The sequence below is a fragment of the Terrabacter sp. GCM10028922 genome (genome assembly GCF_042666095.1).
Classification (GTDB): domain Bacteria; phylum Actinomycetota; class Actinomycetes; order Actinomycetales; family Dermatophilaceae; genus Terrabacter.
The window spans coordinates 261,301-282,834 of sequence record NZ_JBHTFG010000006.1 but is presented as its reverse complement, the minus strand read 5'-3'; the positions used below and the strand labels follow the sequence as shown (position 1 = coordinate 282,834).

Annotated in this window: 18 protein-coding genes and 3 tRNA genes; 5 read left to right on the top strand and 16 right to left on the bottom strand. The window is 71.1% G+C overall.

The window, feature by feature from the left end; genetic code table 11:
* Positions 1-161: 161 nt before the first annotated feature.
* The 7 genes from ACFQU3_RS06195 to ACFQU3_RS06165 form a co-directional block, all read right to left on the bottom strand.
* On the bottom strand, positions 162-1,142 hold the full coding sequence (locus tag ACFQU3_RS06195; protein ID WP_385907800.1) for a siderophore-interacting protein: 981 nt from the start codon (positions 1,140-1,142) through the stop codon (positions 162-164).
* Positions 1,139-2,092, bottom strand: coding sequence for an ABC transporter ATP-binding protein (locus ACFQU3_RS06190; RefSeq protein ID WP_385907798.1), 954 nt, complete (start codon positions 2,090-2,092; stop codon positions 1,139-1,141). Before ACFQU3_RS06190 ends, ACFQU3_RS06195 begins: the two co-directional genes overlap by 4 nt.
* 1 nt (position 2,093) lies before the next feature.
* Entirely contained in the window at positions 2,094-3,185 is a 1,092-nt protein-coding gene (locus ACFQU3_RS06185; RefSeq protein ID WP_385907796.1) for a FecCD family ABC transporter permease, read from the bottom strand.
* Positions 3,182-4,276, bottom strand: coding sequence for a FecCD family ABC transporter permease (locus tag ACFQU3_RS06180; RefSeq protein WP_385907794.1), 1,095 nt, complete (start codon positions 4,274-4,276; stop codon positions 3,182-3,184). Before ACFQU3_RS06180 ends, ACFQU3_RS06185 begins: the two co-directional genes overlap by 4 nt.
* Positions 4,276-5,331, bottom strand: a complete 1,056-nt coding sequence (locus ACFQU3_RS06175) for an iron-siderophore ABC transporter substrate-binding protein (RefSeq protein ID WP_385907792.1) — start codon at positions 5,329-5,331, stop codon at positions 4,276-4,278. Before ACFQU3_RS06175 ends, ACFQU3_RS06180 begins: the two co-directional genes overlap by 1 nt.
* 202 nt (positions 5,332-5,533) lie before the next feature.
* On the bottom strand, positions 5,534-6,292 hold the full coding sequence (locus ACFQU3_RS06170; RefSeq protein WP_385907790.1) for an SDR family oxidoreductase: 759 nt from the start codon (positions 6,290-6,292) through the stop codon (positions 5,534-5,536).
* Positions 6,292-7,437 carry an acyl-CoA dehydrogenase family protein gene (locus ACFQU3_RS06165; RefSeq protein ID WP_385908282.1) on the bottom strand — a complete coding sequence of 382 codons (1,146 nt, stop codon included), beginning with the start codon at positions 7,435-7,437 and terminating at the stop codon, positions 6,292-6,294. The genes ACFQU3_RS06170 and ACFQU3_RS06165 overlap by 1 nt, the downstream gene beginning before the upstream one ends.
* 97 nt (positions 7,438-7,534) lie before the next feature.
* On the opposite strand from ACFQU3_RS06165, the gene ACFQU3_RS06160 reads away from it, so the two are divergent.
* Positions 7,535-8,167, top strand: a complete 633-nt coding sequence (locus tag ACFQU3_RS06160; protein ID WP_385907788.1) for a TetR/AcrR family transcriptional regulator — start codon at positions 7,535-7,537, stop codon at positions 8,165-8,167.
* A gap of 17 nt (positions 8,168-8,184) precedes the next feature.
* On the opposite strand, the gene ACFQU3_RS06155 is transcribed toward ACFQU3_RS06160, so the two are convergent.
* The gene (locus ACFQU3_RS06155; protein WP_385907786.1) at positions 8,185-8,868 is read right to left on the bottom strand and encodes a YitT family protein; all 684 of its coding nucleotides are present in this window, start codon (positions 8,866-8,868) and stop codon (positions 8,185-8,187) included.
* A 62-nt stretch (positions 8,869-8,930) separates the two neighbouring features.
* Between ACFQU3_RS06155 and ACFQU3_RS06150 the strand changes: the two genes are divergently transcribed.
* Complete coding sequence (locus tag ACFQU3_RS06150) at positions 8,931-10,364, top strand: PLP-dependent aminotransferase family protein (RefSeq protein ID WP_385907784.1); 1,434 nt, start codon at positions 8,931-8,933, stop codon at positions 10,362-10,364.
* Between the two features lie 74 nt (positions 10,365-10,438).
* On the opposite strand, the gene ACFQU3_RS06145 is transcribed toward ACFQU3_RS06150, so the two are convergent.
* The 7 genes from ACFQU3_RS06145 to ACFQU3_RS06115 form a co-directional block, all read right to left on the bottom strand.
* A complete protein-coding gene (locus ACFQU3_RS06145; protein ID WP_385907782.1) occupies positions 10,439-11,044 on the bottom strand; it encodes a GNAT family N-acetyltransferase in 606 nt (201 codons plus the stop codon).
* A 63-nt stretch (positions 11,045-11,107) separates the two neighbouring features.
* Complete coding sequence (ettA, locus tag ACFQU3_RS06140) at positions 11,108-12,790, bottom strand: energy-dependent translational throttle protein EttA (protein WP_385907780.1); 1,683 nt, start codon at positions 12,788-12,790, stop codon at positions 11,108-11,110.
* 103 nt (positions 12,791-12,893) lie between these two features.
* Positions 12,894-13,502, bottom strand: a complete 609-nt coding sequence (locus tag ACFQU3_RS06135) for a single-stranded DNA-binding protein (protein ID WP_385907778.1) — start codon at positions 13,500-13,502, stop codon at positions 12,894-12,896.
* Between the two features lie 180 nt (positions 13,503-13,682).
* Positions 13,683-15,377 carry a YfjP family GTPase gene (locus ACFQU3_RS06130; protein WP_385907776.1) on the bottom strand — a complete coding sequence of 565 codons (1,695 nt, stop codon included), beginning with the start codon at positions 15,375-15,377 and terminating at the stop codon, positions 13,683-13,685.
* On the bottom strand, positions 15,374-17,083 hold the full coding sequence (locus ACFQU3_RS06125; protein ID WP_385907774.1) for a dynamin family protein: 1,710 nt from the start codon (positions 17,081-17,083) through the stop codon (positions 15,374-15,376). The genes ACFQU3_RS06130 and ACFQU3_RS06125 overlap by 4 nt, the downstream gene beginning before the upstream one ends.
* 292 nt (positions 17,084-17,375) lie before the next feature.
* Positions 17,376-17,448: transfer RNA gene (locus tag ACFQU3_RS06120), tRNA-Arg, on the bottom strand.
* 56 nt (positions 17,449-17,504) lie between these two features.
* Positions 17,505-18,695 carry a PrsW family intramembrane metalloprotease gene (locus ACFQU3_RS06115; RefSeq protein WP_385907772.1) on the bottom strand — a complete coding sequence of 397 codons (1,191 nt, stop codon included), beginning with the start codon at positions 18,693-18,695 and terminating at the stop codon, positions 17,505-17,507.
* A 79-nt stretch (positions 18,696-18,774) separates the two neighbouring features.
* Between ACFQU3_RS06115 and orn the strand changes: the two genes are divergently transcribed.
* From orn to ACFQU3_RS06100, 3 genes are all read left to right on the top strand, one after another.
* Entirely contained in the window at positions 18,775-19,398 is a 624-nt protein-coding gene (gene orn / locus ACFQU3_RS06110; protein ID WP_385907771.1) for an oligoribonuclease, read from the top strand.
* A gap of 145 nt (positions 19,399-19,543) precedes the next feature.
* Positions 19,544-19,619, top strand: a tRNA-His gene (locus ACFQU3_RS06105).
* A 333-nt stretch (positions 19,620-19,952) separates the two neighbouring features.
* Positions 19,953-20,025: transfer RNA gene (locus tag ACFQU3_RS06100), tRNA-Lys, on the top strand.
* A gap of 13 nt (positions 20,026-20,038) precedes the next feature.
* Here ACFQU3_RS06100 and ACFQU3_RS06095 read toward each other — a convergent pair.
* Positions 20,039-21,526, bottom strand: coding sequence for a tyrosine-type recombinase/integrase (locus tag ACFQU3_RS06095; protein WP_385907769.1), 1,488 nt, complete (start codon positions 21,524-21,526; stop codon positions 20,039-20,041).
* Positions 21,527-21,534: the final 8 nt, after the last annotated feature.

Below are 21,534 nucleotides of genomic sequence, written 5' to 3'. Positions count from 1 at the left end.
CGGGTCGTATGCCGGTCGGCCCGCCGGGGCCCGCTGAGCGGTGCCTCCGCCCCCGTACCCGCTCACGGCGCGGCCGGGACGAACCGGGTCGGTCCGGCCCGGGGCGCGGACACGGGCCACCCGGCTCCCCCGAGACGCCGGGTGCCCGCCGCCCACCGGGATCAGCTTGCGCGACCCTGCTTCCAGTAGCCCATGAAGGCGACCTGGTGGCGCGGCATGCGGCCCTCGCCGACGAGGAGGCGGCGACAGGCCTTGACGGTGTCGGAGTCTCCGGCGACCCACGCGTACGTGTCCTCCGGACCGAGCCGGGCTGCCGCGTCGTGCGACGCCGTCACGTCGTCGCCGGACGAGCTGTAGACCGGCGTCTCCCACACGTCCTCGTCCACGTCGGCGGCGAGGCCCAGCGACGACAGCTGTGCGACGCCGCGGCCGTCCGTGTCGAGCCGCAGGCACTCGCGCAGGAGCGCGATCGTCTGCTCACCGCGCTGCCGGTGACCGCGCGCGACCCAGTGCGCCTCGATGCCGGCGGGGACGCGCACGTCGAGGAAGTCGGTGGCGTCCGGCACCTCGATGACCGCGACACCCTCCATGCCCTGGGGCAGGGTCTCGACGATGGAGGCGAGCGCGGGCAGGGCCGTCTCGTCGGCGACGAGAACGATCCGCCGGGCCGAGCCCGGCGAGAACTCGATGCCGCCGAAACCCCGCTCGTGTCCGCGGCGGGGAGCGAGCAACCCGATCTCGTCGCCCACGATGGCGTTCGCCGCCCACATGCCGGCGGGACCGGCGGCAGCGCCACCGTGGTCGTCCGGGCCGTGCAGGACGAAGTCGACGACGAGCTGGCGGTCCTCGCCCTCCCCCTCGACCGCGCGGGCCGTGTAGGTGCGCACGTGCCCGCGTTCCTCCTCGGGCAGGGCGAGCCATCCGGCATACCAGTTGTCGGGGTCGATGCGGTGGGTCGGCACGGGGTGACCGGTCGAGGGGACGACGAGCTTGACGCGCTGGTCGAGCGTCGGCCCCTCGGGGCCGAGGTGCTCGAACCCCTCACCGCCCAGCCGGACTCGCACGAACGACGGGCTGAGCCGCTCGACGCGGCGCACCACAGCGGTCAGCAGCAGGACAGGATTGACGGCAGTCGTGGTCATGCGGGGGCTCCGGTCTGCTGGTGGGTCGAGGTCGGCACGACGAGCGGTGCGCCCGTCACGGGGTCGGCGATGACGCGGCTGCCCAGACCGAAGACGCGGGCGACGAAGTCCTCGTCGACGAGGTCGGCCGGTGCGCCGCTGCCGACGAGACGCCCGTCGCGCATGGCGACGACGTGGTCGGCGTATCGCGCCGCGAGGTTGAGGTCGTGCAGCACCATGACGACCGTCGTGCCCTGGGTGCGGTTGAGGTCACGCAGCAGGTCGAGCACGTCGATCTGGTGCGCGACGTCGAGGTACGTCGTCGGCTCGTCGAGCAGCACGATGTCGGTCTGCTGCGCGAGCGTCAGCGCGATCCAGACGCGCTGGCGTTGGCCGCCCGAGAGCTCCTCGACGTGCCGTTCGGCGAGCCCGACCGTGCCGGTGGCGCGCATGGCCTCCATGACGGCCGCGTCGTCGGCGGCCGACCACCGGCGCACGAGCGTGTGGTGCGGGTGGCGCCCACGCCCGACGAGGTCGACGACGGTGATGCCCTCGGGCAGCGGCGGGCTCTGCGGCAGCAGGGCGACCCGGCGCGCGAACTCCTTCGGCCGGAGCGACCACACGTCGTCGTGGCTGTCGGTCGACGCCAGGTGCACGTGGCCCTCCGTCGGCCGGAGCAGCCGTGACAGGCCACGAAGGACCGTCGACTTGCCGCATCCATTGGGTCCGACGACGACCGTCACCTTGCCGGCGGGCACGTCGAGGTCAAGGCCCTCGACGACGCGCCGGCCGTCGTAGGAGAGGGTGAGCCCGCGAGCGCGCAGGGCGGGCGCGTCCTGCTGCGGGGGGACGTCACGGCGCTGGGATGCCGTCCCGGACGTCGGGTCGAGGGCCTGGGCCGCCTCGGCCGCGTCGAGCGCGTGGGCCGCCTGCGCGGCGATGGTGGCGGGGCGCAGGGTCGTGGAGCTCATGTCACGCCTTTCCGGCTCGGCCCGCGGTGATGATGACCGCGATCATGAGGGGGGTGCCCAGGGCACCCGTGACGACGCCGACCGGGAGGTTGACGTCGGGAATGAGGTAGTCGCCCGCGAAGTCGGAGACGACGACGATGACGGCCCCGACGAGCGCGGCGGCCCACAGCGACGGGCGGCCGCCGCAGAGGCGCCGGGCGATGGGGCCGGCGAGGAACGCCACGAACGCGATCGGGCCCGTCGCGCTCGTGGCCACTGCCGCGAGCGCGACGGCGACGACGAGCCCGAGGCGCGCGCGTCCGGCCGGAGCCCCGAGCGTCGTCGACAGGTCGTCGCCGAGCTCGGCCAGCCGCATCCATCGGGCACACACGGCGAGGAGCGGAGCGAGCACGAGCACGGCGAGGGCGAGCAGCCCGATGACGGGCCACGTGGCCCGGGCGAGGCTGCCGGTGAGCCACACGAGAGCGGCCTGCGCGTCCTGGATCGACGTGCGCGTCATGACGAACTGGATGACGCTCGAGAGGAGGGCGGCGATGCCGATGCCGACGAGGACCATGCGCTGGCCGGCGACCAGAGTCCCCCGGCCCACGGCATACATGAGCAGGCTCACGGCGAGCGCTCCGGCCAGCGCCGCAGCGGGCAGCCAGATGCCCTGGGCGTCGAGGAAGGTGAGCGCGATGACGGCCGCCGCTGAGGCACCGAGGCTGATGCCGATGATGTCGGGGCTCGCAAGCGGGTTGCGCAGCGTCGTCTGGAACATCGCGCCGGACGCGCCGAAGGCCATGCCGGCGATCGCGCCGACGAGGGCCCGCGGGAGCTTGGCCTCCATGACGATGAAGGAGGCGCCCGGGGCGTTGGGCAGCGTCTCGCCGCGAAGGATCGGCACGAGGTCGGCGAGCGCGACGACGTAGTCGCCGAGCAGGACACGGACGAGCACGGCGCCGAGCGTCGCGACGGCCAGCCCGGCGATGACGAGCCGGACCCGGCGGAGAGGCCGGCGCCGGGCTCGGACGACGCGCGCGAGGTCGCCGGTGTCGGCCGAGGCCCGGTCGGTGGGAGGGGGCCCGGGACGCAGGGCGAGGTCGGTGGTCACAGGCTCGCCATCCGTCCCCGTCGCACGAGCACGACGAAGAAGGGGACGCCGACGACGGCGGTCATGATGCCGGCCTGGACCTCGCTCGGGTGTGCGACGAGGCGGCCGACGACGTCGGCGGCGAGGAGAAGCGTCGGCCCTGCGACGAGGCACACCGGGATGATCCGGCGGTGGTCCGGTCCGACGACGAACCGCGCCACGTGCGGCACGACGAGCCCGAGGAACCCGATCGGTCCGGCGAGAGCGGTCGAGGCACCACACAGCACAGCGACCCCGACGGCGACGGTGGCACGGGCGAGGACGACGTTCTCGCCGAGCCCGCGCGCGAGGTCGTCACCGAGCGCGAGGGCGTTGAGCTGGCGGACGGCGAGCAGCACGACGACGAGGCCGGTGACGAAGAACGGCAGCACCGTGCCGACGAGGTCGAGGCCGCGACCGCCGATGGTGCCGACCTGCCAGAAGCGGAACGAGTCGAACGACTGCTTGCTCGAGACGAGAAGACCGGACGACCAGCTCGCGAGGCCGGCTGTCACGGCCGCGCCGGCGAGCGTGAGGCGAAGTGGGGTCACGCCGCCTCCGGCGAGACCGGCGAGGGCGTGGACGAGCACCGCCGCGACGCCGGCGCCGGCCATGGCCCACCAGACGTAGCCGGTGAGCGACCCGACGCCGAAGACCGCGATCGCCACGACGACGGCGAGCGCGGCGCCGGCGTTGACGCCGAGCAGCCCGGGGTCGGCGAGCGGGTTGCGCGTCAGGCCCTGCATCGCGGCGCCGGCGACGGCCAGGGCCGCGCCGACGAGGAGGCCCACGGCCGTCCGGGCCAGCCGGGCCTCGATGATGCCGCGGTCTGCCACGCCCTCGCCGTGCCCCGTCAGCACCTGCACCACGTCGCCGAGGCCGATCGCCTTGGATCCCAGGGTGATCGAGGCGACGAGTGCTGCAGCGAGCACGACGACGAGGGCTGCGGTGAGCAGCGGGGTGCGTCGACGCGCACGCCCGTCCGGGCGCCGCGGGCTCGCCCCGACGACCGCACGGGTGGGTGCGGCCGGAGCCGTCCCACCCGCCCCGTCGGCGGTCTGCGTCTCGGTCATCAGGCGGCGTCGGCCTTGTCCACCGCGGCCGCGACGAGCGGCACGAACAGCTCGGTCATGTACGGGATGGACAGGGGCGTCGGGGAGCTCATCGTCAGGCCCACCTTCTGGTCCTTGGTCGCCACGAGCGCGCCCGACCTGATCGCGGGCACCTGGCCGATGAGCGGGTCCTTCGTCATGACACCGACCTCGGAGTCCTCGGTGATGTAGGTGAGGAAGACGTCGGACTTCAGCGCCCCGGCCTGCTCGGCGCTGACGCTCAGGTAGAACTCCTTGGAGCCCTTGGCCCGCTCCTCGACGAACGGCGCGTTCTTCATCCCGAGCTCGGTGAGCATCTGCGGGCGCAGGTCGCTCGGCGTGTAGAAGCCGATCTGCGACAGGTCGGTCGGCGCGATGTAGCCGTAGATGAAGGTCTTGCCGGCGAGCTGCGGGTACTTCGCCTTGGCGGCGTCGAGGGCGCCGACGGTCTTCGCCTCGACCTGCTCGGCCTGCTTCGTGCGGCCCAGCGCCTTGCCGATGGTCTCGAGCGACTCCTGCCACGGCGTGCCGTAGGCCACCTTGGGGTAGGCCACGACAGGTGCGAGCTTCGAGAGCTTGGCGTACTCGTCCTTCGTGATGCCGGAGTTCGTGGCGAGGATGAGGTCCGGCTGGAGCTTCGCGATCTCCTCGATCGGGTTGCCGTCGGCGTCGTCGAAGCGGGTGGGCTGGGCACCACCGAAGGTCGCGAGCTGCTTGTCGAACCAGTCCGTCGAGAGGTTCTTGTTACCGCCCCACGTGACCTTCGGGGCCCCCACCGGCGCGACGCCGAGGGCGGCGACGTGGTCGGCGTCGGACCAGCCGAGCGTCACGACGCGCTGGGGCTCCTTGGTGATGGTGGCTGTGCCGAAGGCGTCCTTCAGGGTGACGGGGTATGCCGCGGGGTCGGCGCCCGCGGCCCCTGCGGCGCTGCCGACCGGAGTCCGGGCGGCACTGCCACCGGTCGGGCCGGTGGTGCAGCCGGTGAGGACGAGGACCGCAGCGGCTGCGGTCGCGAGGGCGCTTCTGAGGCGGGACACGATGACGAGGTCTCTCTGTCGGTGACGGGGGCCTGGCCATCCCTGCGGACAGTGCCCGAGATGGCATTAGGTAAGGCTCACCTTAGTAAGCGTCACCTAACTGCTGTCAAACTCGGCCCGGCATGCGTCCGGCCCCGTGCGCGTGCACGGGGCCGGACGGCATACGACAAGGGTGAACGACTCTGTCACACAAGAAGATCGGCTACAGCGCGCCACCGAGGGTGACGCCGCCGTCGATGGTCAGGGTCTGGCCGGTGATCCACGACGCGTCGCTGCTCAGCAGGAAGCTCACCGCACCTGCGATGTCCTCGGGCAGGCCGAGCCGTTTCATCGGGTACGCGCGCACGACCTTCTCCTCGCGCCCCTCGTAGAGCGCTTCGGCGAACTTCGTCTTGACGACCGCCGGGGCGACGGCGTTGACGCGGACGTCGGGACCGAGCTCGTAGCCGAGCTCGGTCGTCAGGTGGATCAGGGCCGCCTTGGACACGCCGTACCACCCGATCACGCCGCTCGCGCCCTGCCCCGCGACCGATGCGAGGTTCACGACGGCACCCGGGTGGGCCTCGTCGCCGAGACCCGCTGCCACGGCCTTCCTGATCCATGAGAACGCCGCGACGACGTTGACGTCGAGCACCTTGCGGGCGACGTCGAGCCCGGTGTCGAGCATCGGACCGTACGCCGGGTTGATGCCCGTGTTGTTGACGAGCAGGTGCAGCCCGCCGAACGTGGCAAGGGCCGCGGCCACCACCTCGTCCTGGTGCGCCTCGTCGGCCGCGTTGCCGGCGATCCCGAGCGCGCTGTCGGGGCCACCGAGCTGCTCGACAGCCTCGGCGAGCGCCTCGGGTCTGCGCGCCGTGATGACGACCTTCGCGCCCTCGGCGACGAGGCGCTCGGCGATGCCGAGACCGATGCCGCGGCTCGCGCCGGTGACGATCGCGACCGCTCCGTCGTGCACTCCCATCAGAAGCCGAGGTCCCGGCCGATGAGCTCCTTCATGATCTCGTTGGAACCGGCCCAGATCTTCGTCACGCGCGCGTCACGCCAGGCACGGGCAACGCGGTACTCGTTCATGAACCCGTAGCCGCCGTGCAGCTGCACGCACTGGTCGAGCACGTCGTTCTGCACCTGGGAGCTCCACCACTTGGCCTTCGCGGCGTCGACGGCGGACAGCTTGCCCTCGGCGTGCGCGGCGACGCAGTCGTCGACGTAGGCCTCGGCGACCTCGATCTTGGTGACGAGCTCGGCCATGAGGAACTTGTTGTGCTGGAAGGCGCCGATCGGCTGGCCGAAGGCCTTGCGGTCCTTCGCGTACTGGATGGTCTCCTCGAGGATCGCCTTCGCGTGCGCGACGTTCGAGACGGCAGCACCGATGCGCTCCTGCGGCAGGCGCTGCATCATCGCGATGAAGCCCATGCCCTCCTCGCCGAGACGGTTCTCGTCGGGCACACGGACGTTGTCGAAGAACAGCTCCGCCGTGTCCGACTCGTCCATGCCGACCTTGTCGAGCTTGCGCCCGTTGTTGAAGCCCTCCATGCCGCGCTCGACCATGAACAAGGTGATGCCCTTGGCACCCTTCGACGGGTCCGTGCGGGCCGCGACGATGACGAGGTCGGCCTGGTAGCCATTGGTGATGAACGTCTTCGAGCCGTTGAGCACCCAGGAGTCGCCGTCGCGCACGGCCGTGGTCTTGAGGGCCGCGAGGTCGGAGCCGCCCGAGGGCTCGGTCATCGCGATCGCGCAGATGAGCTCGCCGCTCGCCATCCCGGGCAGCCAGCGCTGCTGCTGCTCCGCGGTGCCGAGGTCGACGATGTAGGGCGGGCACACATCGGAGTGGATGCCGAAGCACGAGCTCGTCGCCGCGTTGAAGCGCGACATCTCCTCGGCGACGATGGCGTTGAAGCGGTAGTCGTCGACGCCCGCACCGCCGAACTCCTCGGGGATGTCGAAGCCGAAGAAGCCCTGCTTGCCCGCCTCGGCCCAGATGTCCCGCGGGATGGACTTCAGCTGGATCATCTCCTCCGCACGCGGAGCGAGCGTGCGGGCGACGAACTCGCGCGCCGACGCGCGCATCGCCTCATGGTCCTCGTCGTAGATGTTGCGGGGCATGGCGTCCTCCATCGGCGTGCTCACGGTTACGACGCGCCTGTACCGCTCGGTAACTAAGCGCTTGCTTAGTCTGACTCCGCTGCGGCATGCTGTCAACGTGCCGCAGCCCACCACGACCCCGCCGCCGCCGAGCGCCCCGACCTCCGATCCGGACGCCTCCACCGTCGAGCGGCTGATGCAGGCAGCGGCCCACGCGTTCGCCGACAAGGGCTTCCACGCGACGACGACGCGCGACATCGCGTCGGGCGCGGGGCTCTCACCGGCCGGGGTCTACGTGCACTTCGGCTCCAAGGAGGAGCTGCTCTTCAACCTCAGCCGCAGCGGGCACGAGTCGGCACTGCAGCTGCTCCGCGGCGCGATCGCCGACGGCCCGACGCCCGCCGACCAGCTCGCCAAGGTCATGAGCCGCTTCTCCGAGTGGCATGTCGAGCAGTACCAGGTGGCTCGCGTCGTGCAGTACGAGCACCACCACCTGACGCCCGAGCACCACGCCGAGGTCCTCGCCCTGCGCAAGGAGATGGACTCCCTCGTGCGCGACGTCCTCGACCGCGGCGTGGCCGACGGCACGTTCACCGTCGACGACAGCGCCGACACGGCCCTGGCCCTGCTCTCGATCGTCGTCGACGTGGCGCGCTGGTACTCCCCCACGATCCGGCGCACCCCGGCCGAGATCGGTGCGACGAACGCGGCGCTGGCGCTGCGCCTCGTCGCCGCCACGCACGAAGCGTGAGCGCTGCCCGCGCCGGCTCAGGAGGCGGCTGACGCGACGAGCGGTCTCGGCTCGGTCGGAGCCGGCTCGAGCTCGATCGTCAGGCGGGGCAGGAAGAACTGGACCAAGGGCCCGATCGAGACGGCATACAGCACGGTGCCGAGACCGACGGGCCCGCCGAGCAGCCACCCGACGGCGAGGACGACGACCTCGATGGTCGTGCGCACGAGCCGGATCGACAGCCCTGTCCGCCGAGCGAACCCGGTCATGAGACCGTCCCGCGGGCCGGGGCCGAGCTGGCTGCCGATGTAGAGGCCGCCCGCGACACCGTTGAGCACGAGACCGGAGAGCAGCAGCGGCACCCGCGCCCACAGCGACTCGGGGGCGGGGATGAGCGCCAGGCCGGCGTCCGCGGCGAGCCCGATGACGATGACGTTGGCGACCGTGCCCAGACCCGGCCACTGGCGAAGCGGCACCCAGAGCAGGAGCACGAGCGCCCCCACGACGATGGTCATCTGCCCGAAGGTGAGCGGTACGTGGTTCACGAGGCCTGCATGGAACACGTCCCAGGGGTCGAGGCCGAGCGTCGAGCGGATCATCATGGCCATCGAGACGCCGTAGAGCGTGAGCCCGAGGAGGAGCTGGGTGACTCGGCGGGGCAGTCGCCCGGCACGCAGCTGCTGGAGCGGCGTGAGGTTCTGGAGGGGCACGTGGCGTCTCATGGCGACCATCTTCGCGCACGACTGGACTGATTTTTGAGAGCCAATCGTGCGACAGTGGACCCATGCGCACCGTCTCCGCCCGGTCCTTGGGGCTCCTGCTCGGGTCAGAACCGCTGGCCCGGCCTGCGTACCGGTCCCTCGCCGACGCCATCCGGCGGCTCATCAGCGACGGCCGTGTCCTCGTCGGCACCCGCCTACCGAGCGAGCGGGCGCTCGTGAGCGAGCTGGGCCTGAGCCGCACCACGGTCGGGGGCGCGTTCGAGGCCCTGCGCGAGGAGGGCTTCGTCGTGACGCGGCGCGGCTCGGGCAGCGTGGCCGCCCTGCCGACCGGCCCGTCCGGACTCGCGACATCGAGCGCGGGCCTCATGCCCGCCGACCTGCCCGACGACGTCATCGACCTGACGTATGCCGCCCTCCCGGCCGCCTCGGGGGTGACGGCGGCGTACGAGCGCGCCCTCGTCGAGCTGCCCCGCCATCTGGCCTCTTCTGGCTACAACCCGCACGGGCTGCTCGAGGCCCGTCAGGCGATCGCCGAGTGGTACGAGAGCCGAGGACTCCCGACCGATCCCAACCACGTGGTCGTCACGTGCGGCGCCCATGCCGGGCTGTCGTCGGTGCTGCGCGCCCTGCTCGACCCGGGCGACCGCGTCCTCGTCGAGTCGCCGACCTACCCGAACGCGCTCGTCGGGGTGCGGCGCTCCGGCCTGCGCCCGGTCGCCTACCCGGTCGACCCGCTCGGCTGGGACGCCGAGTCGCTCGAGCTCGCCCTTCGGCAGGGTGGCGCCCGCATGGCGTACCTCGTTCCCGACTTCCAGAACCCCACCGGCCGGCTCATGACCGAGGCGGAGCGAATGTCGGTGGCGACCGCGCTCCGCACGGCCCGGACCCAGCCGATCATCGACGAGACCTTCGTCGAGCTCGGCCTCGACACGCAGCCACCGGCGCCGTTCGCGGCCTCGTCGCGAGACGCGATCACGCTCGGCAGCGCGGGCAAGACCTTCTGGGGCGGGCTGCGGGTCGGGTGGGTGCGGGCACCCGCGCCGCTCGTCTCCCCCATCCTCGAGGCGCGCCACAGCCTCGACCTCGGCACCGCGGTGCTCGAGCAGCTCGTCCTCGTCGAGCTGCTGCGCGCGGGCGAGCCGGTGCTGGCGGCGCGGCGGGCCGAGGCGAGGCTGCGCCGCGACGCCATGGTGACCGCGCTGCGCACGTACCTGCCCGACTGGCGGTTCCGGGTGCCGGAGGGAGGGTTGAACCTCTGGTGCGAGCTACCCGTCGAACGCGGCGACGCGCTGGCGCGAGCGGCTGAGGGCGTCGGCCTGCGCCTCGCGCGGGGAACGCAGTTCGGCGTCGGCCCGGGGATGGACCGCTTCGTGCGCGTGCCGTACTGCCGGCCCGCCGACGAGAGCGACGAGGTCGGGCAACGGCTCGCTGAGGCGTGGCAGCTCGCCCTCGGGAGCAGCTCGACCCGCGAGCCCGCCACGCCGCTCATCGCCTGAAGGCACAGCCTGCCGATGCGTGCCCCTGGGGCGCACCTGGCCCCGCCCCGGACGACGCGACCGGGCCTGACGCGTCAGAGGTCCAGGCGCATGACCGGACGGGTGGCGCCCGTGCGCCCGACCACCCGGAAGCCCGACCGTTCGAACGTGGACGCCGCGCCGTGGTAGAGCTCCGAACCACCCACCCGCGTCGTGCGGGCGGCCACGTCGACGGGGTGGCCGACCACGGCTCGCGCACCGGCGTCACGCGCCGCGGCGACAGCGGCATCGAGCAGGGCACCACCGATCCCCCTACGGCGGTGACCCACCTTGACGACGAAACACGTGACGGCCCAGACGGAGTCGTCGTCGAGGTCGTCGACGAGGCGCTTCATGTCACGGTTGGCCGTGATGCGCGGGAACGTCGTGCGTGGTCCGATCTGGACCCAGCCCACCGGGTCACCCACCGGCCCGCGGGGATCGTCCGCGTCGCCGTAGGCGACGAGACCGACCGGGGCGCTTGCCGAGGCGACCTGCGAGCGGAGCGCGGCCCGGTTGCGCTGCGCCGACATGGTGTAGGCCGACCCCGTGGTGAGGAAGTACTGGCACCAGCACCACGACGGGGCGCCGCGGGTACCGAAGACCCCGGCGAGGTCGTCGAAACGATCCGGGGTGATCTGGTGGATGACGACATCGGCCACCCCGTCAGTCTGCCCGACCGTCTGCCCGAGCGGGGCGCCGAAGGTCGACAGCGCCCGACGGGATCAGTCGCGCGTGAGCTTGCGGTAGGTGACGCGGTGTGGGCGGGCAGCCTCGGGGCCGAGGCGCTCGACCTTGTTGGCCTCGTAGGACTCGAAGTTGCCCTCGAACCAGTACCACCTGGCGGGGTCCTCCTCCGTGCCCTCGTAGGCAAGGATGTGCGTCACCACGCGGTCGAGGAACCAGCGGTCGTGCGAGATGACCACGGCGCAGCCCGAGAACTCGAGCAGGGCGTTCTCCAGCGAGCCGAGGGTCTCGACGTCGAGGTCGTTGGTCGGCTCGTCGAGCAGGAGGAGGTTGCCGCCCTGCTTCAGCGTCAGCGCGAGGTTGAGGCGGTTGCGCTCACCACCGGACAGCACGCCGGAGAGCTTCTGCTGGTCGGGGCCCTTGAAGCCGAACTGAGACACGTAGGCGCGGGAGGGGATCTCGACGTTGCCGACCTTCATGTGGTCGAGCCCGTCGGACACGATCTCCCACAGGTTCTTCTTCGGGTCGAGGCCCTCGCGACCCTGGTCGACGTAGGAGATCGTGACCGTGTCGCCGATCTTGACCTCGCCGCCGTCCGGCTCCTCGAAGCCGACGATCGTCTTGAAGAGCGTGGACTTGCCGACACCGTTGGGCCCGATGACGCCGACGATGCCGTTGCGCGGCAGTGAGAACGACAGGTTGTCGATGAGAACGCGGTCGCCGAAGCCCTTCTTGAGGTTCTTGACCTCGATGACAGTCGAGCCGAGACGCGGGCCTGGCGGGATCTGCAGCTCCTCGAAATCGAGCTTGCGGGTGCGCTCGGCCTCGGCCGCCATCTCCTCGTAGCGGGCCAGGCGCGCCTTGCTCTTGACCTGACGGCCCTTGGCGTTGCTGCGCACCCACTCGAGCTCGGTCTTGAGGCGCTTCGCCAGTTTGGCGTCCTTCTTGCCCTGGATCGTCAACCGCTCGGACTTCTTCTCGAGGTAGGTCGAGTAGTTGCCCTCGTAGGGGTACAGACGTCCGCGGTCGACCTCGGCGATCCACTGGGCGACGTTGTCGAGGAAGTAACGGTCGTGGGTGACGGCGATGACGGCACCCGGGTAGGACTCGAGGTGCTGCTCGAGCCACTGCACGGACTCCGCGTCGAGGTGGTTGGTCGGCTCGTCGAGCAGCAGCAGGTCGGGCTTCTGCAGCAGCAGCTTGCAGAGGGCGACGCGGCGGCGCTCACCACCCGAGAGGTTCGTGACCGGCGAGTCCGGCGGCGGGCAGCGCAGCGCGTCCATCGCCTGCTCGAGCTGGCTGTCGAGGTCCCACGCGTCGGCGTGGTCGATGTCCTCCTGCAGCTTGCCCATCTCGTTGAGCAGGGCGTCGTAGTCGGCGTCGGGGTTGGCCATCTCGGCGGAGATCTCGTTGTAGCGGTCGAGCTTCGCCTTGATCTCGCCAGCGCCCTCCTCGACATTGCCGAGAACGGTCTTCTCCTCGTTGAGCGGCGGCTCCTGGAGAAGGATGCCGACCGTCGCGCCGGCCGCGAGCCGCGCCTCGCCGTTGCTCGGCTGGTCGAGTCCGGCCATGATCTTGAGGATCGTCGACTTGCCGGCGCCGTTGGGGCCGACCATGCCGATCTTCGCGCCGGGGTAGAACGACATCGAGACGTCGTCGAGGATGACCTTCTCGTTGTGCGCCTTGCGCGCTCGGGTCATGGTGTAGATGTACTCGGCCATGTCCAGAGGCTATCGGCCAGCGAGCGCGTCACCGAATCGGCGTCCTCGGCCCCGGCTCGCCCCTCCTGCCCTGCGGTGGGTGGCGGCACGACCTCATGACGCGTCAGGCGGAGAACGGCGCGACGACCTCGTAGTCGTCGGTCTCGGGGTCGCCCGTCGCGAGCACCTCGTCGCCGCCCGTGCGCGCGGTCTCGCTGCCGTCGCCATCGGGGTCGTAGTCGTCGTCGACGACGCCGTCGGCGTCCACGTGGGCCGGCCGCTGGGACGCACCCTCCGCGTCACCGTCGGACAGGGCCCGAAGGGTCGCCTGGACGTCGGGGTCGGCGGTGCGGTCCTGGCCGAGCGCGGCGGCGCGGCTCACCCGCTCGAAGGTCGCTCGGCCCCACGACAGGTCGTGGCCGATGTGGTCGGCGTCGATCTCGGGCGACAGCCGGGGCTGGCCGTCGCTGCCGACGTACTGCTTGATCGCGACGTTCCCCTCGACGATGACCGGGTGCCCCTTGCGCAGCGCCGCGGCTGCGTTGGCGGCGAGCGCGTTGAAGGCGATGACGCTGTAGAAGCTCGTGTCGCCGTCGAGGTAGCGACCGTCGGCCGTGCGCCGGTAGGGCGTCGTGGCGATGCGGAAGGTCGTGAAGACGCTGCCGTTGCGGCCTTGCCTCTCGACGGGCTCACTGACGACGTTGCCGTGCACGGTGATACGGGTCTCGTTCATGGGGGTGCTCCTTGCGTCCGCGGCGGCCTCGCGCCGCCTGGACCCACCATCGAGGGTGCGTCCCCCGCCCGACATCCCGGTTCACCGAGCTGTGGACACGACGGGCTCCGCGCCGGGGGATGTGGACAGCCGCACGGGACGCGGGACGCTCCCCCGCACCGCTGCGCCGCCCGCAGGTTGTCAGCCTGCTGCGGCCTCGAGGTGCTCGCGCGTCTCCCGGTGACGGACGAGAACCTCGTCGATCGGGATGAGGATGTGCTCGTCGGCCACCGCCGCGACGGACTCGGAGAGCCGCTTGCCGATGACGGTCCGCCGGTGACGGGCGCCGACCCTCGCCCACCAGCGAGACACGATGCCGAGCCCGACCCCGAGCAGCAGGCCTGCGATGAGCATGACGAGCGGGAAGGGCAGGATGCCGACGGCCGGTGTCTCGGGCCGCGGCAGCTGCAGCAGCGCGAAGACCCAGAGCACGGCATACCAGGCGAGCCCGACAAGGGCGACCAGGCCGAGCACCCACTGGAGAAGGTTGACGACGAACCACCACACCGGCCGGCGGGCCCGGAGCGAGGTGCCGATGATGGCTCGGTCGAGGGCGTCACCGAGGGTGCCCTCTCCGCCGTCGACGGCCTCCTCGACGGCCTGCGCCCAGCGCACCGGAAGGTCGTCGGATGCGTGCCGCACGAAGGTACGTGTCGCGAGGTCGACCGCCGACGCGGTCGAGACGCTCGGGGCCGGGATCGACGTTCGGCCGAGGACGGCGCGCACGTCGGCGCCGTCGATCGCGACGGGGATCGGCGGGCGGCCACCCGTGCGGTCGAGGCGCAACCGTCGGAGCGGATCGGCCGCGAAGCCCTTGGTCCACCGCGCGAAGAGCCACCCGGTGTGCGCGAAGGCCTCACGGCGGTAGTCGCGCGCCACGGCGTCGAGCACGATCGGCACGCCCGCCGCCCGGGCCAGGGCCGCGTCGAGCCGGGAGCGCTCGAGCTTGCCCACGTCGGCCTCCGAGTCCGCGACACCACGGCGCAACCGCGACGCGACCCCGACGATGTCGGCCTTGAGTCGCTGACGCGAAGCGGCATGTCCCGCAACGGCGTTGGCGAGACGCTGGGTCAGTTCCGGCACGCCGTCACCGGTGACCGCGGACGTCGCAAGCACGGTGGCGTCGGTGACGCCGTCGGCGACGAGCAGCTTCCTGAAGTCCTTCGTCAGGGTCTTGAGGCCCTCCGCGGTGAGGCGGTCGGACTGGTTGAGCACGCCCAGGGTCACGGCGTCGTGCTGCGACATGAGGCTGACGAACTCGTCATGGAGCCGCGCGTCGGCGTACTTCTGCGGGTCGGTCACCCAGACGAAGACGTCGACGAGCTCGAGGACGCGCTCGGCCTCGCGGCGGTGGGACACCTCGCGCGAGTCGAAGTCGGGCAGGTCGAGAAGGACGAGCCCGTCGAGCGACCCCACGACCTCTCGGGGTCGGTCGCCGGCGGCACCTGCGGTAGGCCCCTCGACGACGTGCCTCGCCTCGACGCCGAGCCAGTCCAGCAGCTCGGAGGCATCAGCGTCACCCCAGATGGCGGCGGTGGGGCGCGAGGTCGTCGGGCGGCGGGCGCCGATCGTCGCGACGTCGGCACCGACCAACGCGTTGAAGAGCGAGGACTTGCCGCTGCCCGTCGCGCCCGCGAGGGCGACGACCGTGTGCTCGCCGGAGATGTTGGATCGCTCGACCGCCTTGTCGACGGCGCGCCGGGCCAGCTCGACGTCGGACGGGTCCAGCTCGTCGGCGCCCGACACGAGCGCCATCGACAGCTCGGTGGTGCGCGTGCCCAGCTCGGCGGCCGAGACGGTCGGCACCGTGGCCCGGCCCATGCGGACGGGGCTCATCGCGCGGCCCTGACGGCAGCCGCCGCCGCGGCCAGCTGCTGGGTCTGGTCGGTGTCGACCTTCAACGTCGTGACAGCTCCTTCGTAGCGGGCGAGCTCGGCGGCATACAGCTCGTCGACCCGGACGACCAGCTGCTCGCGAGCCTTCCGGGCGAGCTCCCGGACGGCCTGGTCGCCGAAGACGGCCTCGAGCAGCTTCTGGCCGACGACCGCGGTGCCCCCGGCGATGCCGACCTCGGCGCCGGTGATGCCGGCGGTGCTCGCGAACGTCACGAGCATGAGGACGACGCCGAGGCCGTTCACGCCGTAGGCCATGATCCGGGCGGTCGTGCGGCGGTCGCGTCCCTCTTCGCGGACCATCTCCAGGATGTCGCCCTGCCAGTCGCGGACAAGACGCTGGATGCGTGACTCGATGTCGGCGCCGGAACGGACGAGGTCGGGGTGAGCGACGAGCAGCTGGTCGCCGCCGGGGAGCGTCCGCCAGGCCCGCGCGATGGCGCTCGCCGCGAGCTCGGCCTGGTTGACGACGAGCGACTCGACACCGGACTGCAGTGCCTCCCCGAGGTGGTCGGCCCGCGCCGGCTCGCCCTTGAGGAACGAGGTGAAGCGGTCACGCACCCGCGACACGGTCGACTCGACCTGCCGGAAGAACTCTCCCGTGCCGACGAACTCCTGCCAGCGAGCGAGCACCTCGCCGCGCAGCAGCGTGCCGTCGACCATGCCCTCGTGCACCCGCGTCGCGGCGTCGTCGTATGCCGTGCGCGCCACGTCGACGAGCGACTCCCCCGCCGCCGTCTGGTCCTCCGTGGCCGCAACGAGCGACCGGGTGCGCGCGTCGAGCGACACCAGCGCACCCTGCAACGTCTGGCGGACGACGTCGGCGCGCGCCTGCGCGTCACCTGCGAGCGCCGCGAGCCAACCACGCAGGCGTTCGGTCTGGTCGGCGGGGAGCAACCCGTCGCTGAGCTCCGACTCGACCACGGTGAAGATCGGGGCCTGGTCGAGACCCTGCTCGCGCAGCATCGTCGCCAGGTGCGTGCGGATCTCGTCAACCGCGCCGGGCGGCACGCGATCGAGGACGACCGCCACGGCCGTGCCGCGCTCCGACGCCTCGCGCAACAGCTCCCACGGCACGGCGTCGGCGTAGCGCGCGGCCGTCGTGACGAAGATCCACAGGTCAGCCGCGGCAAGGAGCTGGGTCGCGAGATCGCGGTTGGCCTCGACGACGCTGTCGATGTCGGGTGCGTCGAGCAGCGCCAGGCCCGCAGCGACCTCGTCGGTCGACACGAGGCGCACAGCCCCAGGACCGTCCGACGACGAGTGCCGACCGGTGATCCGGGCGAGCCCCGGCAGGATGCGTTGCCCGGAGAACCACGCCGCGTCGGAGGGGTGGTGCACGAGGACCGGCGACCGGGTCGTCGGGCGGAGCACACCCGGCAGCGTGACCTCGCGGCCGACGACGGAGTTGACCAGAGTCGACTTGCCGGCACCGGTCGAGCCACCGACGACGGCCAGCAGCGGTGCGTCGAGCGACGTGAGCCGAGGGATGACGTAGTCGTCGAGCTGGTCGAGCAGCCGGCTGCGCGTCAGCCGGGCAGCGCGTGCGCTCGGTAGGTCGAGCGGAAGGGTGGCGTCGGACACGGCAGACCGAAGGGTCTGGACCGTCGCGAGGAGACGGGCATTGCCCACCCCTGAATCACCTGCCACGCCGCAATCCTTTCGTGTCGCGCGCACACAACCAAACCGAAAGGCGGCGCGTGTGCACGACATACCCCGAGTCGTGATCTGACCGTGCCACCCGCGGACCGGATCCGGTCCGCGGAAGAGCGGCGACGGCATACGTGGCGATGATCGAACAACCGTGGAGCGAAGACGATTCCCGTCCACGGCGACGTATGCCGTGTGCGGCGCGAGCGCTCCTGGGCGGGAGCGAGTGGGCTGTCGCGCCTTGCTCCGCTGCGGCTTCACAGCCTGCTTCGCCCAGCGCCCCTTCGCCCAGCGCCCCCGGCAGGACTCGAACCTGCGACCAAGAGATTAGAAGGCTCTTGCTCTATCCGCTGAGCTACAGGGGCCGGTCGCCCGATGCGGGCGCCGTCCAATGATAGGCATCCGGGACACGGTGCCCACGTCAGGTGACCGGCGACCCGATGAAGTCGCGCCGGTGTGCCGTGATCGCCTCGAGCAGCACCATCTCGCGCTCCGACGCCCCGACCTCCGCCGTGCCGTGCACGAGCCGGGAGCGCAGCAGCGCGAGGTCGCTCGCACTGTCCTGGAACGCATCCATCGAGCGCTTCGCCGGACGGCCACCGTTCTGCCGGGCCCAGGCTCGCGCGGCTCGCCGCAACCGCAGATGGGACAACATCGTCACCTCGGCATGCGTGAGCCAGCCGGCATCGGCGTACGGCGACAGGTAGCGGCCGATGAGCCGGCCCTCACGGCGACGCAGCCAGAAGAGGAACCCGACGAACGCGAGGAAGAGCGGCACCTGGTAGGTCACGTACGCCTCGAAGAAGCCGTCCATGCCCGCGAGGGCCGACAGGTTCCACAGCCCGTGGAGCAGCATCGCGCAGGCCCAGCCTCCGAGAACCGCGACCGCACGGACGGCCGGACGGCGTGCGGTCACCGCGATGCCGATGCCGATGCCGGTGAGCGACGTGAAGAGCGGATGGCCGAAGGGTCCCATCAGTCCGCGCACGAGGAAGGTCGACGTGAGCCCCTCGCTGCCGTACTCGTCGTACGCCTGGCCGAGGTAGAGGATGTTCTCGCTGAAGGCGAAGCCCGCGCCGATGAGGCCTGCGTAGACGATGCCGTCGATGATCCCGTCGAACTCGCGGCGACGGAGCAGGTAGATCAGCAGGATGCCCAGACCCTTGAGCGTCTCCTCCGTGATCGGCGCCAGGTACACGGCGCCGGTCTCGAGCGGGTCGGTCCAGCGTGCCTCGACGAGCAGCTTGAGGCCGAAGGTGTTGAGGAAGAAGGCGCCGACGACCGCGACGAGCGCGCCCCAGAGGAACGCGAAGACGATGTAGCGCACCGGCTCGGCCTCGTAGCGGTCGAGCCAGAGGAACGTCGGCACGATGACGAACAGCGGGATGATCGCCATGAGCACGGAGGTGACGAGCGTCTGTGTGGTCAGCCGCTGGCCGAGGATGCCCAGCAGGACCAGGAGGCACACGAGGAACACTGAGGCGGAGACGCCGATCGTGAGGGCGGTGCGCAGCATCGGCCTCCGGGTCGGGTTGCGGGCCGGGCTCCACTGCTGCACCTGCCCGCCCGGGGTGTCACCCGGGTGCTGCGTCGTCACGTCCCCTGAAGTCATGCAGGCAGGCTAGTGCAGCCGGCCGCGTGCACACCCGAGTCGGGCGGACGCGCCCACGTCTGGCCCCTATGGTGGACGCGTGAGCGACACCAACCACCGAGCCATCGCCGACCGGATCATCTGGATCGACTGCGAGATGACGGGCTTGTCCCTGAAGTCCGACGCCCTCGTCGAGGTCGCAGCGCTCGTCACGGACTTCGAGCTCAACCAGCTCGGCGACGGCATCGACGTCGTGATCAAGCCGCCGGACGAGTCGCTGGAGCAGATGGACGACTTCGTCCGCGACATGCACACGACGTCCGGACTGATCAACGAGCTCGACTCCGGCGTGACGCTCCACGAGGCCGAGCACATCGTCCTCGACTACGTCCGCACCTTCGTGCCCGAGCCCCGCAAGGCGCCCCTCGGCGGCAACACGGTCGCCACGGACCGCGGGTTCCTGTCGCGTGACATGCCGGTGCTCGAGTCGTACCTGCACTACCGGATCATCGACGTCAGCTCGATCAAGGAGCTGTCGCGCCGTTGGTATCCCCGCGTCTACTTCAACGCCCCGAAGAAGTCCGGCGGGCACCGTGCGCTCGCCGACATCCGCGAGTCGATCGCGGAGCTGCGCTACTACCGGGAGGCCGTCTTCGTACCGCAGCCGGGTCCCGACAGCGCCACCGCCAAGGCGCTCGCGACGGCCCACGTCATCGAGCACTAACCCCGGGACGGGGCCTGCCGGCATACGAAGAGCGCCTTGGATATGCCGCCTGGCGGGGTGGTCACGAGCACCCTGCGTCAGCCTGTACGATTGTCGACGCCGTCCCACGACGCCGAGCCCTCGGGCCCGGCTCGTGCTGTGCATGGTGGGTGTAGCTCAGCTGGTAGAGCACCTGGTTGTGGTCCAGGTGGCCGCGGGTTCAAGTCCCGTCACTCACCCCACGGAGAGCCCCCGACCGATCCGGTCGGGGGCTCTCGTCGTCCCATGCGCCACAATGGTGGGCATGCTCATAGGGAACAAGAAGGCCCAGCGAATCACGGTCGGCGTCATCATCGGCGCCATCGTCATCAGCCTCGCGCTGTCGCTCATCTCGACGGCGAGCGCGACGCTCTAGAGGCCGCAGGGACGCTTCAGGAAGGGGACCCGCGTCGGCCGAATCGGCCGCCCTCGTGGGCCCGCTCGCACCTCGAACGGCCACGCGCGGGCGCCGGTCGGGCGGGTCCGTCGGCCGATTTTGTACGGGTGCGGGACGGCTGCTAACGTTTCCCCTCGTTGCGCCGCTAGCTCAATTGGCAGAGCAAGTGACTCTTAATCACTGGGTTCGGGGTTCGAGTCCCTGGCGGCGCACTATCTATGCAGGTCAGGAGCCCGGCCCTTTGGGCCGGGCTCTACTGCTGTCCACGAAACCGGCCACTTTTGGCTCGGGCGCGTCGGTGCTCAGTGCTTCCTCCAGCGCAGCCGCGGCGGCGCGGTTACTCGCGCCGCGCCCCATGTAGACGTCCATCGTGAGCGACGGCCGAGCGTGGCCGAGCTGGTCGGCGATCTGCCGCGCCGAGAGCCCGGCATCGTCGAGGATCGTCGCGTTCGTCTTCCGGAAGGTGTGCGAGGTGATCCAAGCCAGAGCATCCATATCCATGGGCCTCGACGCCTCCTCAGCTAGCAGGATGAGCTCGCTCCGGCCACGCTGGGTGACCCGGTAGAGGTCGGCCAAGGCGGCTACATCCTGTGGCTCCAGGCGCACCCTGCCCGACTCGACGAGCTCGACTCGCGTCCTTGGCCAAGCGAGGGCCTCTGCCACGTCCTGGCGCGACTTTGCGGCGGTTCGTCTGGCTCGGGCGAGCGCGGCGCCGAGGGACTGACGGGCCTCGTTCCCTCGCGGTGCCCGCGCGCGGCGAAGGTCTCGGCGGACGTTGTTGGGGTCGCGGAAGCCCCCGAGGGCATCACAGAAGACGGGCTCTTCCGGCCTGATGCCTCGGGCACGGCGCGCGGCCAGCATCTCCAGGCACCAACCCGGAATCGCGAGGATCCGCTGCCCGGCCGCCGACTTCGTCGGCCGCCGCACGAGGCCCTCCCCTGTCACCCGCATCACCTGTCCCGTGATCGCCACCAGGGCGGCATCGACGTCCACCTCCGACCAGAGCAGACCGAGGGCTTCACCGATCCGAACGCCAGTGGCCAGCAAGAAGACGGTCAGGTCGGGAAGATCGGCGGCGACCGCCTGGGGATCGCGTGACAGCATGGCGAACCACTCGCGACGCTCATCGTCGCTGAGCGCTCGCGGCCGGCGCTTGGGGGTGGACGGGACGGTGTCCGCGTCGCGCACCGGGTTGGTGACGATGGCGCCGTGACGGGCTGCCACGCCGAGCACGCCCGAGATGACGCTTCGACTCGACCTCGCCGTAGGCGCCCCTACACGGCTCTTGATCGACTGGATCACTCTGTCGACCAGAGGAGTGGTGATCTCGCCCAGCCGAACCTCACCGAGCGCAGGCAGAACATGCTTCTCGAGCTTGTTGCGGTAAGCGTCACGTGTACTCGGCGACCGGCGGCCATCTGCCACCTTCGCGTCGAGCTGGTCGAGCCAAAGCGCGGCCGCGACGGAGAAGCGGTCCGTCGACTTGAGCGTGCCGCCATGGCGGGCACTGGCGCGTTCGCGCAGCTTGACGAGCAGGTTGGCCTCGGCGGCGCTTCTTGTCTTTCCCTCTGCCTTGACCTCCCGAGTGACGCCATCAAAGTCTCGGAACTTGGCACGAGCCCGATACGACAGGGGCCTTCCCGCGTCGCTCTTTGTCGCTGGACTGACCCCAATGCGTCCCCACGATCCCAAGGGCAGCGGTTGCCTAGCCATCACGCGGC